Here is a 12,877-nt window from a genome sequence, read left to right as displayed (position 1 = left end):
TGTAGTCGCTGGCGCAGCCTGCGATCGGCTTGGGCGGCATTGCGACGCAGCAGCCGTGAATCCACAACACGCGGTCTGCCTGACAAACCGCAGTCTCCGGTTTTGCGTCTGCTGCGCAGCCGATCGCAGGCTGCGCCAGCGGCTACAGGGCGTCCATCCTGCAAGGCGTGATGCTTTGTAGCCGCTGCCGAGCGAAGCGAGGCTGCGAACGACCGCGCAGCGGTCGCCAGGCCAGGCGCCGCCGCAGGTCAGTTGATAGCAAGTCGTCTGGTTGGCGGGGCAGTGCCCCGATCGCAGCCTGCGGCAGCGGCTACAGGGCGATCAGGGCTCCATGCGTCGGGGTTTCAGCTCAGGCGACTTTTTCCGCGGCCAGTCGCTCACGCTCGGCCACCCGTTTGCGGGTCAGCGGGATCAGGCGCTGGCCATAGTCGATGGCGTCCTCGAGCGGGTCGAAACCGCGGATCAGGAAGGTGGTGATGCCCAGGTCGTAATAGTCGAGCAGGGCTTCGGCCACTTGCTCCGGGGTGCCGACCAGGGACGTCGAGTTGCCCTGGGCACCGAGCAGCCCGGCGATGCCGGTCCACAGCCGCTTGTCCAGGCGCGAGCCCTGGGCCGCTGCCGCTAGCAGGCGGCGCGAACCTTCATTGGGTGGTTCGCGGCGGACAAAACCGGTCTGCTCGGCGAGAGCCGTAGCCTGCTGCAGGATGCGTTCGGCGCGGGCCCAGGCCTGCTCCTCGGTGTCCGCCAGGATCGGCCGCAACGACAGGCTGAACCTGATGCTGCGACCATGCTTGGCGGCCTCGGCGCGCACCTGGGCCACCACTTCGCGCACCTGCTCGTAGGTTTCGCCCCACAGCGCATAGACGTCCGCATGTTTGCCGGCCACCGCGATGGCCGCCGCCGAGGAGCCGCCGAAATACAGCGGGATGTGCGGCTGTTGCGGCGACCGCACCGCCGAATACGCGCCCTCGACCTGGTAATACTGGCCTTGATAGTCGAAGGGCTGGTCGCGGGTCCATTCCTGGCGCAGCACGTCCAGGTATTCGTCGGTGCGGGCGTAGCGCTGGTCCTTGTCGATGTAGCTGCCGTCGGCGCGCAGTTCGCGGTCGTCGCCACCGGTGATGATGTGCACCGCGGTGCGCCCGCCATTGAATACATCCAGGGTGGTGAACTGGCGCGCGGCCAGGGTCGGCGCGGCGAAACCCGGGCGATGGGCGATCAGGAACTTGAGCTTTTTCGTCACGCTGGCGGCGTGCGCGGCAATCAGGGTGCTGTCCGGGCTGTTGGAGTGGAACGCCACCAGGGCGCGGTCGAAGCCGGCGTCTTCATGGGCGCGGGCGACTTTCTCCACGTAGTCGGGTTGCAGCACGGGGCCGCTGCGTGGGTGGATTTCCGAGGCGTGGTGGCCGCCGATAAAACCGATGAATTCGATACTCATGGTGGATTCCCTGTTTTCTTCCAATAGTTTTTCAATAGGTGTGATTCAGCCTCCACCGGGCAAGGGGTCGGTCCGTGGTGTCGAAAGTAGGCGCAGCGCAGCGGGGTGTGAAATGCCGTTTTGTTCTAAGTTAATTATTAAATTAATTGATTATTTAAATGCTGCTTAATCAGTAATGCGCATTTATAGCGCCGTGCCCGCGCACTCCGCGAAGGACGCTGGCCGAGTCGGTTTACTATGCAAATAATTTATCTGGTTAATTTTCTATCTGATTTTTAATCATATTAGGTTATTCCCAAAAAGAATTTCACTGCGGTTTTTTATGCGAATAGCATAAATCCGAAGCTGAAACATGGCGCCTCCAGCCATGTGCTTGATGAGGAAGCAAGCCTGATGAGCGACAAGACTTTCGATACACCGGGCACCAGCAGCTCGTTTTCCGTCGATAAGGCCGCTCGCTTCAACAGTGCAGGGCAGGGTGGGGCGCGCTGGATTCCGCGGTGGCTGTGCAACTGGCGCACCCCCGAGGCGCTGTTGCGCCTGATCAGCCCGATCGTGCTGCTGTTGCTGTGGGAGCTGGCCTCGCGCTGGGGGCTGATTCCCCAGCGGGTGATCGCCGCGCCGTCGCAGATCGGCGGCACGCTCTGGGCCATGATCGCTTCCGGTGAATTGGGCAAGCATCTGCTGGTGTCGCTGCAACGGGCGCTGGTGGGTTTGAGCATCGGCGTCAGCATCGGGGTGGTCGCGGCGCTGATCAGCGGCCTGTCGAAACGCGGCGAGGTGGTGCTGGATTCGCCGATGCAGATGCTGCGCACCATTCCCTCCCTGGCCCTGGTGCCGCTGTTCATTCTCTGGTTCGGCATCGGCGAGTTCACCAAGATCGCCCTGATCGTCACCGGCACCACCTTCCCGGTGTACCTGAACCTGTTCGCCGGCATCCGCAACATCGACCCCAAGCTGATCGAGGCCGCCAACACCCTGGGCCTGAGCCGGCGCGAGCTGATCTGGCACGTGATCCTGCCGGGCGCCTTGCCCTCGTTTTTCGTCGGCCTGCGTTATTCCCTGGGGATTTCCTGGCTGGCCCTGGTGTTCGTCGAACAGATCAACACCACCGCTGGCATCGGTTATCTGGCCAGTGATGCGCGGGACTTTATGCGCACCGACGTGATCGTCATCTGCCTGCTGATCTACAGCGTCCTCGGCCTGCTGATCGACGGCCTGATCCGCACCCTGGAACGTTTCGCCCTGGCCTGGCGCCCAACTTTCGTGAGGAATTGATATGTCGAGCATCGATCTTGTGGACGCGACCAAAGCCGCCCATCCGGTACAACTGCGCAATGTGGTGCGCCAGTTCGGCGAGCAGCGGGTCATCGACGGCCTGGACCTGGACATCGCCCCGGGGGAATTCGTCGCGCTGCTGGGCGCCAGCGGTTCGGGCAAGACCACCTTGCTGCGCAGCCTGGCCGGGCTCGACAGCATCGACAGCGGCCAGTTGCGGGTGCCCAAGGCGCGGGCGGCGGTGTTCCAGGAGCCGCGCCTGATGCCCTGGAAGCGTGCCTGGAAGAACGTGATCCTCGGCCTGCGCATTCCCAACGCCCGCGCCCGCGCGGTGCAGGCCCTGACCGAAGTCGGCCTGGCCCACCGCCTGGAAGCCTACCCGGCGACGCTTTCCGGCGGCGAAGCCCAGCGCGTGGCCCTGGCCCGCGGCCTGGTGCGCGAGCCCAAGCTGCTGTTGCTCGACGAACCCTTCGCCGCGCTGGATGCGCTGACCCGGATCCGCATGCACCGGCTGATCATCGACCTCTGGCGCAAGCACACGCCGGCGGTGCTGCTGGTGACCCACGACGTCGACGAAGCCATCCTCCTGGCCGATCGGGTCATCGTGCTGGCCAACGGCAAGATCGCCGAGCAACTGAGCATCGACCTGCCGCGCGCGCGGGACACCGGCCAGGACGGTTTCCAGGAAATTCGCGCGCGTTTGCTGAGTCTGTTGGGGGTGGAAGCGGTGGAGCCCGCGCTGCAAGCAGCCGGCTCTGCACGCCAGTCTTCCAACAACAGCATTCGGCGGTTTGCCCATGGCTGAGCTCTTGATAAAGCAAGGTTCACGTTTTCGGAAAACCACAGCCCTGCTGCTGTCGGGGGCCATGTTGTTGCTTGGCGGTTGCGGTGAAAGCGGCAAGACAGAATCCACCTCCACGAAACACTCGGACCTGTCCGGCGTCACCCTGATCCTCGGCGACCAGGCCAAGGGCCTGCGCACGGTGGTGGAGGCGGCGAACGCCCTCGCGGGCATCGAGTACCAGGTGCAGTGGGCGAACTTCCAGGGCGCCGCGCCGCTGTTCGAAGCCCTGCGCGCCGGTGCCGTCGACCTGGCGCCGGCTGGCGATACCCCGGTGCTGGCGGCGGCCACCGGTGGCGCGCCGTTGCGCATCGTCGCGGTGCGCCGCGGCCAGGCGCGCGGCATCGCGATCCTGGTGCCGGCGGATTCGCCGATCCGCAGCGTCGCCGACCTCAAGGGGCGCAATGTGGTGGTGTCGTCGGCCCGCGGCAGCATTGCCCAGTACCTGCTGATTCGCGCCCTGGCCAACGCCGGGGTCGACGAGAAGGACGTCAAGGTCGGTTTCGTGCTGCCGACCGACGCCTTGCCGGCCTTCAATGCCGGGCAAATCGAAGCCTGGGCCACCTTCGGTGTGTATCAGGCTTTCGCCGAGCAGCAGGGCGCCCGAGTGCTGATCAGCGGCGAGGGCATCAACACCGGGCTGAACTTCATCACCGCCTCGGACGAAGTGCTCAGCGACCCACTGAAGCGCCAGGCCCTGAGCGATGTCCTGCAACGTTTCGCCAAGGCCCTGGAGTGGGGGCGGCAGAACCCGGACGAATACGCGCGAGTGTTCGCCAGGGTCAACGACATCCCGCTGGAGGTGTCGCAGACCCTGCGCCGTTGGGGCGACGAGTCGCTGCTGCCGGTGGCGGCCCGGGACGTCCAGGCCTTGCAGGAAGTCGACGACCTGTTCGTGGCCAAGAAGATCTTTCCCCATCGGGTCGATGTCCGGACGCTGACCGATACCGGAGTGTTTTCCGCGCCTTAGGTGGCGGTTGGCGGGAAGGAGGGCGGAGCATGGTGTCACGCTATTGACGGATTCGCGGCGTGGCGCGCTTACAATCGCAGGCCGCTGAAACCTTCTAGACGACTTACGAGCATGTGCTGGAGCGCCAGGTCTGCCTGCTTTCCGCGATTGCCGTGGACAGCCAGCCGGCCCTCTGAGCCCGCGAGCCCTGTTGAACCCCTATTGACGAAATAAGGAGTGCGAAGATGAACATCGGTTTTCTCGGGCTGGGCGGCATGGGCGCTGCCATGGCCAGCACCCTGTTCAACGCCCCGGTGCACCGCAACTATGGCCCGCAGATCGCCGAGCAACGCTTTTCCCCGGCGGCCTTCCGTTTGGTCCTGGGCCTGAAGGGCGTCGGCCTGGCGCTGGAAGCCGGTCAAAGCCGCCATGTGCCGCTGCCGTTTGCCAGCGTGATGCGCGATTCCCTGCTGGAGGCGGTCGCTCGGGGCGATGGCGAGCTGGACTGGACGGCACTGGCGCGGATACCGCTGCGGCGCTCCGGGCAGGACTGACGCCTAACCGCGCAACGGCCGGCAGGCTTCTTCCAGGGCGGCGCGCAACGCCTGGCACAGGCGATCCGGCTCGCCGCCCTGGCGAAAGCCGCTGACTTGGCGTTGCAGTTCGACGAAGCACGGGCCCTCGGCAGTCCTTGCCAGGCTCACGCGCGGATCGGGCTGGACGTAGCGCGGATCGCCCGGCCCCAGGTACAACCCGTTGAGGTTCTGGTAGTCAGCGTCGATCCAGGCGTACAGGTGATGCTCGAAACCCTCGGCAAACCGATAACGGCCGAAGTCCATCACCTGCAATTGCAACGGCTCGATGCTGGCTGTTCCGGCCAGTTGCACATTGACCCCATCGATCAGCAGCGGCGCGCCCTGGTTATCCGCCAGCAAGCGCTGCAGCGTCTCGGCCACCTGGCCACTGACCCGCAGCGCTTCGCCGTCGCGCCGCACCCGCAGTTCGCCGTTCTCCCGGCCAACCTGAAAGCGCACCGCACCACAGCTGCTGGCGGTCAGGCCATAACGGCGCAGCAACAGTTCGGCCTGCATCAGGGCGCCGGCCAGTTCGGCGCCTTGCCAATAGCGTTGCCACTGGCAGCGCGGGCGGGTGCAGGGCCGGCGCAACAGCAGCACCGCCGGTTCTGCCGGGCGCCCGTCGTGCCACAAGGCGTCGAAGCCCAGATCGATCAGGGCATAGGCCGGCAACGGCGTGATCGCGCCGCCGGCGTGGCTCATGGCGGCGAATACCAGATGCTCCATCAGCACTTCGTGCACCGCTTCGGCCAGGGTCAGCAAACCGTTGGAGTGGGGCAACACCGGGGCTTCGTCCGGCGGCACGCCGATGCCCTTGATGTCGAACAGCACCTGCGCGCTTTCCGGGGAGCACAGCACCGCGGCGCGGCCATAGCGAGGCGGGCGCCAGGCTGCCACCCGGCGGCCGTCGAGGGCGATAGGGGTGTTGATGCCCCGTGCCGCCGCCTGGCTGGTGGAGATAAAGGCGGCGTTGTGCAGCAGCCAGAGGTCGATCGCAGCCTGCTCGTCGGTGCCGTGTGGCGTCGCCCAGAGGCTGCCAAAGTCGGCGCGGATCGCCCCGTAGCTGGCGAACAGCACCCGGGCGCCGGCCACCCCCAGCAGCTGTTCTTCGGCCAGGGCCTGGCCGCTGCCGGCGTAGTCCGCCAGCTGCCTTACCCGTGGGCCGGCCGCGAAGGGCAGGTCCAGGTCATGGTTCGGTTCATTGAGCGAGTCGAAACGTTTCATCGGTGGCCTCTGGCCCAGGCGGCGAGGCGCCGTGGGTGGTCGAGAGCGGCGAGCGGGTCCAGCAGAATCCAGCTGTGGTGCAGGTCCAGGGTCGGTTCCGGCCCCTGGGCCACCTCGCCATGGCGCCCGAGCATGGGCAGGTCCCGCAGCGCGCCGCGGGCCGGGGCGCAAACCCCGAGGGCCTCGGCATGGGGGCTGTAGCGCAGCCGCTCGAACAGCGGCCGCTCGCGGATGCGGATCGGCACGAATTGCCAGCTCGGCGCCAGCGTGCCTTCGACGGCCCAGGGTTCCAGGCCGTAATCGCACAACCGCGCCAGCAGCTCCGGCACCTGTTGTCTGAGCCTGTGGGTGCGCGCCTGGACCGCGGCGACGGCGGTTATCAGCGCCGGAAAGGCTTGGATCGACAAGGGAGCGCTCGGCGCCGGCCGTGCCCGCGAACGCTGGCCTGGCGACCAGACATCGATCTCGCCATCCACCGGGCTATCGCCAAACAGTGCGCCGCCACCGCCGATATCCAGGGGTTTGCCATGGCCCATGGAAGTGACCACCAGCGAAGCTCCGGGGCCGCTCAGATCCCAAGCGCCGGCGCTGTCTTCGATGATCGGCAAGCGCTCCCCCAGCAGGTGGCGCAAGGCGGGGATATCGCAGGGCAGGCCGTATTGATGGACCGCGATCACCGCGTCCAGGCCATTGATGTGGGGCGCCAGGGCGGCAGGACTGAGCAGCAGCTCGGCGGCGTTTTCGATAATCACCGGCACCGCGCCGGCATTGAGCACGGCCGCCACCACCTGATGGCAGGTAGCGGCCGGAACCGCGACCCGCCAACCCGCGGCGACGCCCAATTGACGCAGCGCCAGTTCCAACGCCGCCGTGCCGGAGCCCAGCAGGGCGCCGTGGCGACGCCCATAGAACTGCGCGAGCCAGGATGAGCACGGCAGCCGATCGACTTCCCGTGCCCGCCACTGGCCATCGGCGGGAAGCGCGATTACTTGCACTTGTCCATGGCGCAGGCAGTCAGGGCTTCGACCTTGCACTTGTCCATGGCGCAGGCAGTCAAGGCTTCGACCTTGCACTTGTCCATGGCGCAGGCGGTCAGGGCCTCGACCTTGCACTTGTCCATGGCACAGGCGGTCAGGGCCTCGGCCCGGGGGCCGCCGATGCGCCAGCTGGTGAACTTGCTTTCCGGCAGGGCGCCGCGCTTGACCACATCCAGATGCAGGGTGCGGGAATCGTGGTCGTTACATTCGAGGAGGATCTCGTCCTCGCCGATCGCGAAGTGATCGTGCAGCAGGCAGAGTCCGAAGCGATCCAGGTTGCCGTGGCGCTCCAGTAGCTCATGCAGGTCATTGATGAATTGCGCATCAGACGCCCCCAATGGCATGGCTTCGTCAAAGGAAGGATTGGTGTGTCCGTTCATGTGGTGTACTCCAATATGTTTGATTTAAACCGGTCATCTTCATCAACAGTGCGCGGTACGTTTCTGCCTCATGCACCTCCTTGTTCCGACGGAACCTTGCTTGCGGATCGCCAAAGGGAGTCGATGCTCAAGCGATCGATGGCCTGGCTGAAGTCCCCGGTGAAGGCCGGCGGGCTGATGCGGCGCACGTTGACCGCGGCCGAGATGAAGGCGAAATCGATGCTGCCGTAGAGCAGGCCAACGCCTTTGCGCGCCAGGCCCGGCAGAGCCTGACGTGAGTCGATACGGGCATGTTCGGCGTGAAGAGCCGAAGAAGCGGGCTTTTTCCTGTCCATGTGTAGCCCTCGCGAAAGGGAGGGTGATCCGTCCCTCACGAGTAAGTTAAAGCAGGAAAACAGCAGGTTGCCAGTAGCGTTTCCGACAGCCGGAACGGTGAGGGTGAAGCCCGATAGCCAATCGCAATTACCCCTGGCTTTTCATCGCCAAATGGAAGTATTGAGCCGCTTGCCATGGCCTAGTATGGCGGCTGTAGGGCGTTGTAAGGCGATTGGCGCACCGAGGTTAACCGGCCCGGTGCGCAGGCAGTCGGTTGTTCGGCCATCAGAAAAAGAACCGGTCGCGACACAGGTGTCCCCAAGGACAGAGGGACCGGTCTGCAGCACATGCAAGGAGCAGCGCATGACACCCGTGAAGCTGATGTTGAGCATTTTCCTTCCTTTGGTGCTGTTACAGGCCTGTAGCAGCGATACGAAAAACCCCTGCGGCGACAAGCCCGGCGAGCGACTCGACGAAGCCAAATGCGTCGGCCGCGATGCCGGCAGCCTCAGAGGCGCCGACGAGGACTATTTCGCCGACATGGACTACGGCGTGTCCAGGCAACCGCAACTGCTGGTCGAGCGACTGTCGCCCTTCATCCCCGGTATTACCGAACAGCAGGCGCTCCAGGCCTTCGCCCGCGGGCGCAACAACTGGATCGTCTGGACCGCCGGCAACGATGCGCTGTGGGACAAGCTCTCGCGTGACAGCGTCGGCAACCTGGACCTGCTCAAGACCGTCTCCAACCACCCGAGCCTGAAATACAACCGCGATAAACGCTGGCAAGTGCTGGGGGTGGTCAACGAACCCTGCTACGTCAAGGGCGAGGGGCCGCGTGACGATCGCTACGGCCTGTGGCTGGACAAGCGCGACCCGTCCTGCGCCGCCGACCCTTTCGAGGACGAAACCAAATACCCCGGGGTGAAGATTGGCGCCCGGGGCAAGAACCTGCCGGTGGGCTCCTATTACGGCTACGGCACCGGGATCGTCGGCCTGCGGCTGTTCCCCAACCCGGACTTCGACGAGCACGCGCAGAAGAAGTGGGACGCCAAGCGCTATTACGAAGACCCGGCCTATTACAACGACAACAAGCTGGTGAAACCTTACCGGGTCGGCATGTCCTGCGGCTTCTGCCATGTCGGGCCGAACCCGACCAACCCGCCGGCCGACCCTGAACATCCGGCCTGGTCCAACCTCAACTCCAACCCCGGCGCGCAGTACTTCTGGGTCGACCGGATCTTCATGTGGAACCAGGACCCGAGCAGCTTCCCGTACCAGTTGTTCCACACCTCGAAACCGGGAGCGCTGGACACCTCGTTCGTCTCCACCGACTACATCAACAACCCACGCACCATGAACGCGGTCTACAACCTCAAGGCGCGCATCGAGCTGGCCTCGAACCTGGGCAAGGAAAAACTCGCTGGCGGCGGGCTGAACAACCGCCAGTTCAACGAGGTGCCCGGCGTGCCGCCGGACAGCCCGCTGGCGCAGTTCTACAAAAAGCCTGACACGGTGTTCACCCCGCGGGTGCTCAAGGACGGCGCCGACTCGGTGGGCGCGCTCGGGGCCTTGAACCGGGTGTTCATCAATATCGGCCTGTACAGCGAGGAGTGGACCACCCACTTCCGGCCGCTGATCGGCGGCAAGCCGATCACCCCGTTCCGCATCGACGTGGCGCGCAAGAACTCCTCCTACTGGAACGCCAACGAGGCGCAGACTCCGGACCTGGCGTTGTTCTTCCTGGCCTCGGCGACCCCGGACTACCTGAAGAACGCCCCCGGTGGCGCGGCACACCTGAGCGAACCGGCGGCGGTACTGGAGCGCGGCAAGGAAGTCTTCGCCGACACCTGCGCCCGTTGCCACTCCAGCAAACTGCCGGAAAAGGCCTGGACCTTCTTTCCCGACCATGGCTGCGTGAACGACGGTTACCTCAAGTGCTGGAACAATTACTGGACCTGGAGCAAGACGCCGGAGTTCAAGACGGCGATGCGCGCCATCGTCAAGGATGAGAAGTTCCTGACCGACAACTTCCTCTCCACCGAGCTGCGGGTGCCGGTCACCCTGACCGAAACCAACGCCTGCAGCCCGCTGGCGACCAACGCCCTGGGCGGCAATATCTGGGACAACTTCTCGTCGGAGTCGTACAAGCAGTTGCCGGCGGTAGGCTCGGTGCTGGTGCAGAACCCCTACACCGGCGAACCCTGGGAATACGCGATGCCGGCGGGCGGACGTGGTTATACGCGGCCAGCCTCGCTGGTCAGTGTGTGGTCCACCGCGCCGCTGCTGCTGAACAACCGCCTGGGTCAATTCCACTGGAAGGGCGGGGTGGAGGACCGCATGGCGTCCTTCGACAGCTCGATCGAGATGCTGCTGTGGCCGGAAAACCGCACCGGCGACTTCCAGGTCATGACCCGCTCCGGCAAGACCCATATGGGCACCGTCGACGTCACCAGTGAGACCAGCTATCTGCGGGTCAGCAGCGGCTATCTGCCGACCTTCCTGCAAAAGCTCGAAGGCCTGTTCAGCCACTGGCTGCCGTGGCTGTTCGGTGAGGATGGCATCCAGCTCGGGCCGATCCCGCAAGGTACGCCGGTGAGCCTGCTGTCCAACATCGACCTGGAGAAACGCGACCAGGTGCTGGACCTGCTGCTGAAGATCAAGCACGACCTCAAGCAACTGCCGCCTGGTGCCTCCGACGAGGAAGCCCGCAAGGTCTTCGCCGGCCTGGTCAAGCCGCTGCTGCAGGTGAGCAAGTGCCCGGACTTCGTGGTGGACAAGGGGCATTACTTCGGCACCAGCTTCCTCAAGGAGGAAGCGCCCCTGAGTGATGCAGACAAACGGGCCTTGATCGCCCTGCTGAAAACTTTCTAGGTGGCCAGCGATGAACAACGAAACGGATTACGAGTACATCGTGGTCGGCTCCGGGGCCGGGGGCGGCACCGTCGCCGCCCGCCTGGCCGAACAGGGCCGCAAGGTGCTGGTGCTGGAGTCGGGCAGCGACCCGGCGGCGGCGGACACCACCGCCCCGCGGCTGCCGGAGGAGTACCAGGTGCCGGCGTTCCACCCGCGCTCCACCGAGAACGATGCGATGCGCTGGGACTTCTTCGTCCGCCACTACAGCAACGATGCCCGCCAGTCGCAGGACCCCAAGTTCACCCGGACCTTCCAGGGCGAGAACGTCGACGGGGTGCTGTATCCGCGGGCCAGTTGCCTGGGCGGCTGCACCGCGCACAATGCGATGATCACCGTCTACCCGCACAACCAGGACTGGGACCATATCGCGCAGATCACCGGTGACCCGTCGTGGAACGCCAGTGCCATGCGCGAGCACTTCCAGAACCTGGAGAACTGCCACCACCGGCCGTTCCAGCGGTTTCTCTCCTGGTTCGGCATCAACCCGTCGCGGCATGGCTTCAAGGGCTGGCTGCACGTGGAAAAGGCCGTGCCGGAAGCGGTGATCGACGACCTGTCGCTGGTGCGCTCGATCGTCAAGTCCGCCGAGCAGGCGTTCAAGACCCTGGGCGAAACCCTCAAGCGCATCGGCTGGCAATTGCAGGGCGTGGGCGACCCCAATGACTGGCGGCTGGTGCGCGAGGAAGCCATCGGCCTGCGCTATCCGCCGCTGACCACCCGGCACCACCATCGCCACGGCACCCGCGAACGCCTGCTGGATGTGCAAAAGCGCCACCCGGATAACCTGCACATCGAGCTGGATGCGCTGGTGACCCGAGTGCTGCTCGATGACCAGCAGCGTGCCTATGGCGTGGAGTACATCAAGGGCGCGCGGCTGTACCGGGCCTGCACCTTGCCGCGCAATGCCACCGGTGAACTGCGCCAGGTGCACGCCAGCCGTGAAGTGATACTCGCCGGCGGCGCCTTCAACACCCCGCAACTGCTGATGCTCTCAGGCATAGGCCCGCGCGAAACCCTGGAAGCCAAGGACATCCCGGTGCGGGTCGAATTGCCGGGCGTCGGGCGCAACCTGCAGGACCGCTACGAGGTCGGGGTGGTCAACCGGATGAACTTCGAGCACTGGGAAGTGCTCAAGGGCGCGCGCTACGCCAAGGGCGATCCGCAGTACGAGGAGTGGGCCAAGGGCAAGGTCGGGGTCTACAGCACCAACGGCGCGGTCCTGGCGATCATCAAGAAATCCCTGAAGCAACGGCCGCTGCCGGACCTGTTCTGCTTCTCCCTGCTGGCGCTGTTTCGCGGCTATTTCCCCGGTTACTCGAAGCTGATCGTCGAGCACCTGAACTACCTGACCTGGGCCATACTCAAGGCCCATACCAACAACAACGCCGGCTACGTCACCCTGCGTTCGAAAGACCCGGCCGACACCCCGCTGATCAACTTCCATTACTTCGAGGAGGGCAGCGACACCCAGGGCGAAGACCTGCAATCGGTGGTGGAGGGCATCAAGTTCGTGCGCAACCTGGCCCAGCCGCTGAAAGACGCCGGGCTGATCGCCAGCGAAGAACTGCCCGGCGATGCGGTACAGACCGACGAACAGCTCAGGACCTTCGTCATGAACCAGGCCTGGGGCCACCACGCCTCCTGCACCTGCCCGATCGGCGCCGACGACGACCCGATGGCCGTGCTCGACAGCGCCTTCCGCGTACGCGGCGTGGGCAACCTGCGGGTGGTGGACGCCTCGATCTTCCCGAAAATCCCCGGCTTCTTCATCGTCACCTCGATCTATGTGGCGGCGGAGAAGGCGGCGCAGGTGATCCTGCAGGATGCTGTTGCAGCACGGGCGCAGGCGGTTCGCGGGGCAGGGCAGGCTACAGCCAGTGCGGACAGAGCGACCACGGTGGAGGCGATGGTTGCGTCAAAACGCTGA

Annotated in this window: 10 protein-coding genes and 1 pseudogene; 6 read left to right on the top strand and 5 right to left on the bottom strand. The window is 65.1% G+C overall.

Annotated elements, in window-relative coordinates:
• Positions 1–349: 349 nt before the first annotated feature.
• Positions 350–1,438 (bottom strand): LLM class flavin-dependent oxidoreductase, encoded by a 1,089-nt coding sequence (locus CXQ81_RS17810; RefSeq protein WP_101338020.1) that lies wholly within the window; start codon positions 1,436–1,438, stop codon positions 350–352.
• A 393-nt stretch (positions 1,439–1,831) separates the two neighbouring features.
• Here CXQ81_RS17810 and CXQ81_RS17805 point away from each other — a divergent pair, with 393 nt between their 5' ends.
• The 4 genes and pseudogenes from CXQ81_RS17805 to CXQ81_RS17790 form a co-directional block, all read left to right on the top strand.
• The gene (locus CXQ81_RS17805) at positions 1,832–2,716 is read left to right on the top strand and encodes an ABC transporter permease (RefSeq protein WP_101338019.1); all 885 of its coding nucleotides are present in this window, start codon (positions 1,832–1,834) and stop codon (positions 2,714–2,716) included.
• A 1-nt stretch (position 2,717) separates the two neighbouring features.
• Entirely contained in the window at positions 2,718–3,521 is an 804-nt protein-coding gene (locus CXQ81_RS17800; protein ID WP_101338018.1) for an ABC transporter ATP-binding protein, read from the top strand.
• Positions 3,514–4,527: an ABC transporter substrate-binding protein gene (locus tag CXQ81_RS17795; protein WP_101338017.1), complete on the top strand. Its 1,014-nt coding sequence runs from the start codon at positions 3,514–3,516 to the stop codon at positions 4,525–4,527. The genes CXQ81_RS17800 and CXQ81_RS17795 overlap by 8 nt, the downstream gene beginning before the upstream one ends.
• Positions 4,528–4,793: 266 nt before the next feature.
• Positions 4,794–5,060: pseudogene (locus tag CXQ81_RS17790) on the top strand (NAD(P)-dependent oxidoreductase); the annotation flags it as partial.
• A 3-nt stretch (positions 5,061–5,063) separates the two neighbouring features.
• Here the strand turns inward: CXQ81_RS17790 and CXQ81_RS17785 are convergent.
• The 4 genes from CXQ81_RS17785 to CXQ81_RS17770 all read right to left on the bottom strand — a co-directional run bounded on the left by CXQ81_RS17785 (position 5,064) and on the right by CXQ81_RS17770 (position 8,057).
• The gene (locus tag CXQ81_RS17785; RefSeq protein ID WP_101338016.1) at positions 5,064–6,305 is read right to left on the bottom strand and encodes a hypothetical protein; all 1,242 of its coding nucleotides are present in this window, start codon (positions 6,303–6,305) and stop codon (positions 5,064–5,066) included.
• Positions 6,302–7,300 carry a DegT/DnrJ/EryC1/StrS family aminotransferase gene (locus tag CXQ81_RS17780; protein ID WP_256593373.1) on the bottom strand — a complete coding sequence of 333 codons (999 nt, stop codon included), beginning with the start codon at positions 7,298–7,300 and terminating at the stop codon, positions 6,302–6,304. Before CXQ81_RS17780 ends, CXQ81_RS17785 begins: the two co-directional genes overlap by 4 nt.
• On the bottom strand, positions 7,291–7,722 hold the full coding sequence (locus CXQ81_RS17775) for a hypothetical protein (RefSeq protein WP_256593372.1): 432 nt from the start codon (positions 7,720–7,722) through the stop codon (positions 7,291–7,293). The genes CXQ81_RS17780 and CXQ81_RS17775 overlap by 10 nt, the downstream gene beginning before the upstream one ends.
• A 68-nt stretch (positions 7,723–7,790) precedes the next feature.
• A complete protein-coding gene (locus tag CXQ81_RS17770) occupies positions 7,791–8,057 on the bottom strand; it encodes a hypothetical protein (protein WP_101338014.1) in 267 nt (88 codons plus the stop codon).
• 343 nt (positions 8,058–8,400) lie between these two features.
• Here CXQ81_RS17770 and CXQ81_RS17765 point away from each other — a divergent pair, with 343 nt between their 5' ends.
• Together CXQ81_RS17765 and CXQ81_RS17760 are read left to right on the top strand one after the other, a co-directional pair.
• Complete coding sequence (locus CXQ81_RS17765; protein ID WP_087090937.1) at positions 8,401–10,908, top strand: hypothetical protein; 2,508 nt, start codon at positions 8,401–8,403, stop codon at positions 10,906–10,908.
• Positions 10,909–10,918: 10 nt separating this feature from the next.
• On the top strand, positions 10,919–12,877 hold the full coding sequence (locus tag CXQ81_RS17760; protein ID WP_101338013.1) for a GMC family oxidoreductase: 1,959 nt from the start codon (positions 10,919–10,921) through the stop codon (positions 12,875–12,877).

Source organism: Pseudomonas sp. 09C 129 (assembly GCF_002843625.1).
Lineage (GTDB): Bacteria > Pseudomonadota > Gammaproteobacteria > Pseudomonadales > Pseudomonadaceae > Aquipseudomonas > Aquipseudomonas chlororaphis.
This window is presented reverse-complemented; position numbering and strand designations above follow the sequence as displayed.

What these genes read in the sequence shown, in the direction of transcription:
- CXQ81_RS17810 (WP_101338020.1), bottom strand. Translation starts at nt 1,438, where the DNA reads ATGAGTATCGAATTCATCGGTTTTATCGGCGGCCACCACGCCTCGGAA.
- CXQ81_RS17805 (WP_101338019.1), top strand. Translation starts at nt 1,832, where the DNA reads ATGAGCGACAAGACTTTCGATACACCGGGCACCAGCAGCTCGTTTTCC.
- CXQ81_RS17800 (WP_101338018.1), top strand. Translation starts at nt 2,718, where the DNA reads ATGTCGAGCATCGATCTTGTGGACGCGACCAAAGCCGCCCATCCGGTA.
- CXQ81_RS17795 (WP_101338017.1), top strand. Translation starts at nt 3,514, where the DNA reads ATGGCTGAGCTCTTGATAAAGCAAGGTTCACGTTTTCGGAAAACCACA.
- CXQ81_RS17785 (WP_101338016.1), bottom strand. Translation starts at nt 6,305, where the DNA reads ATGAAACGTTTCGACTCGCTCAATGAACCGAACCATGACCTGGACCTG.
- CXQ81_RS17775 (WP_256593372.1), bottom strand. Translation starts at nt 7,722, where the DNA reads ATGAACGGACACACCAATCCTTCCTTTGACGAAGCCATGCCATTGGGG.
- CXQ81_RS17770 (WP_101338014.1), bottom strand. Translation starts at nt 8,057, where the DNA reads ATGGACAGGAAAAAGCCCGCTTCTTCGGCTCTTCACGCCGAACATGCC.
- CXQ81_RS17765 (WP_087090937.1), top strand. Translation starts at nt 8,401, where the DNA reads ATGACACCCGTGAAGCTGATGTTGAGCATTTTCCTTCCTTTGGTGCTG.
- CXQ81_RS17760 (WP_101338013.1), top strand. Translation starts at nt 10,919, where the DNA reads ATGAACAACGAAACGGATTACGAGTACATCGTGGTCGGCTCCGGGGCC.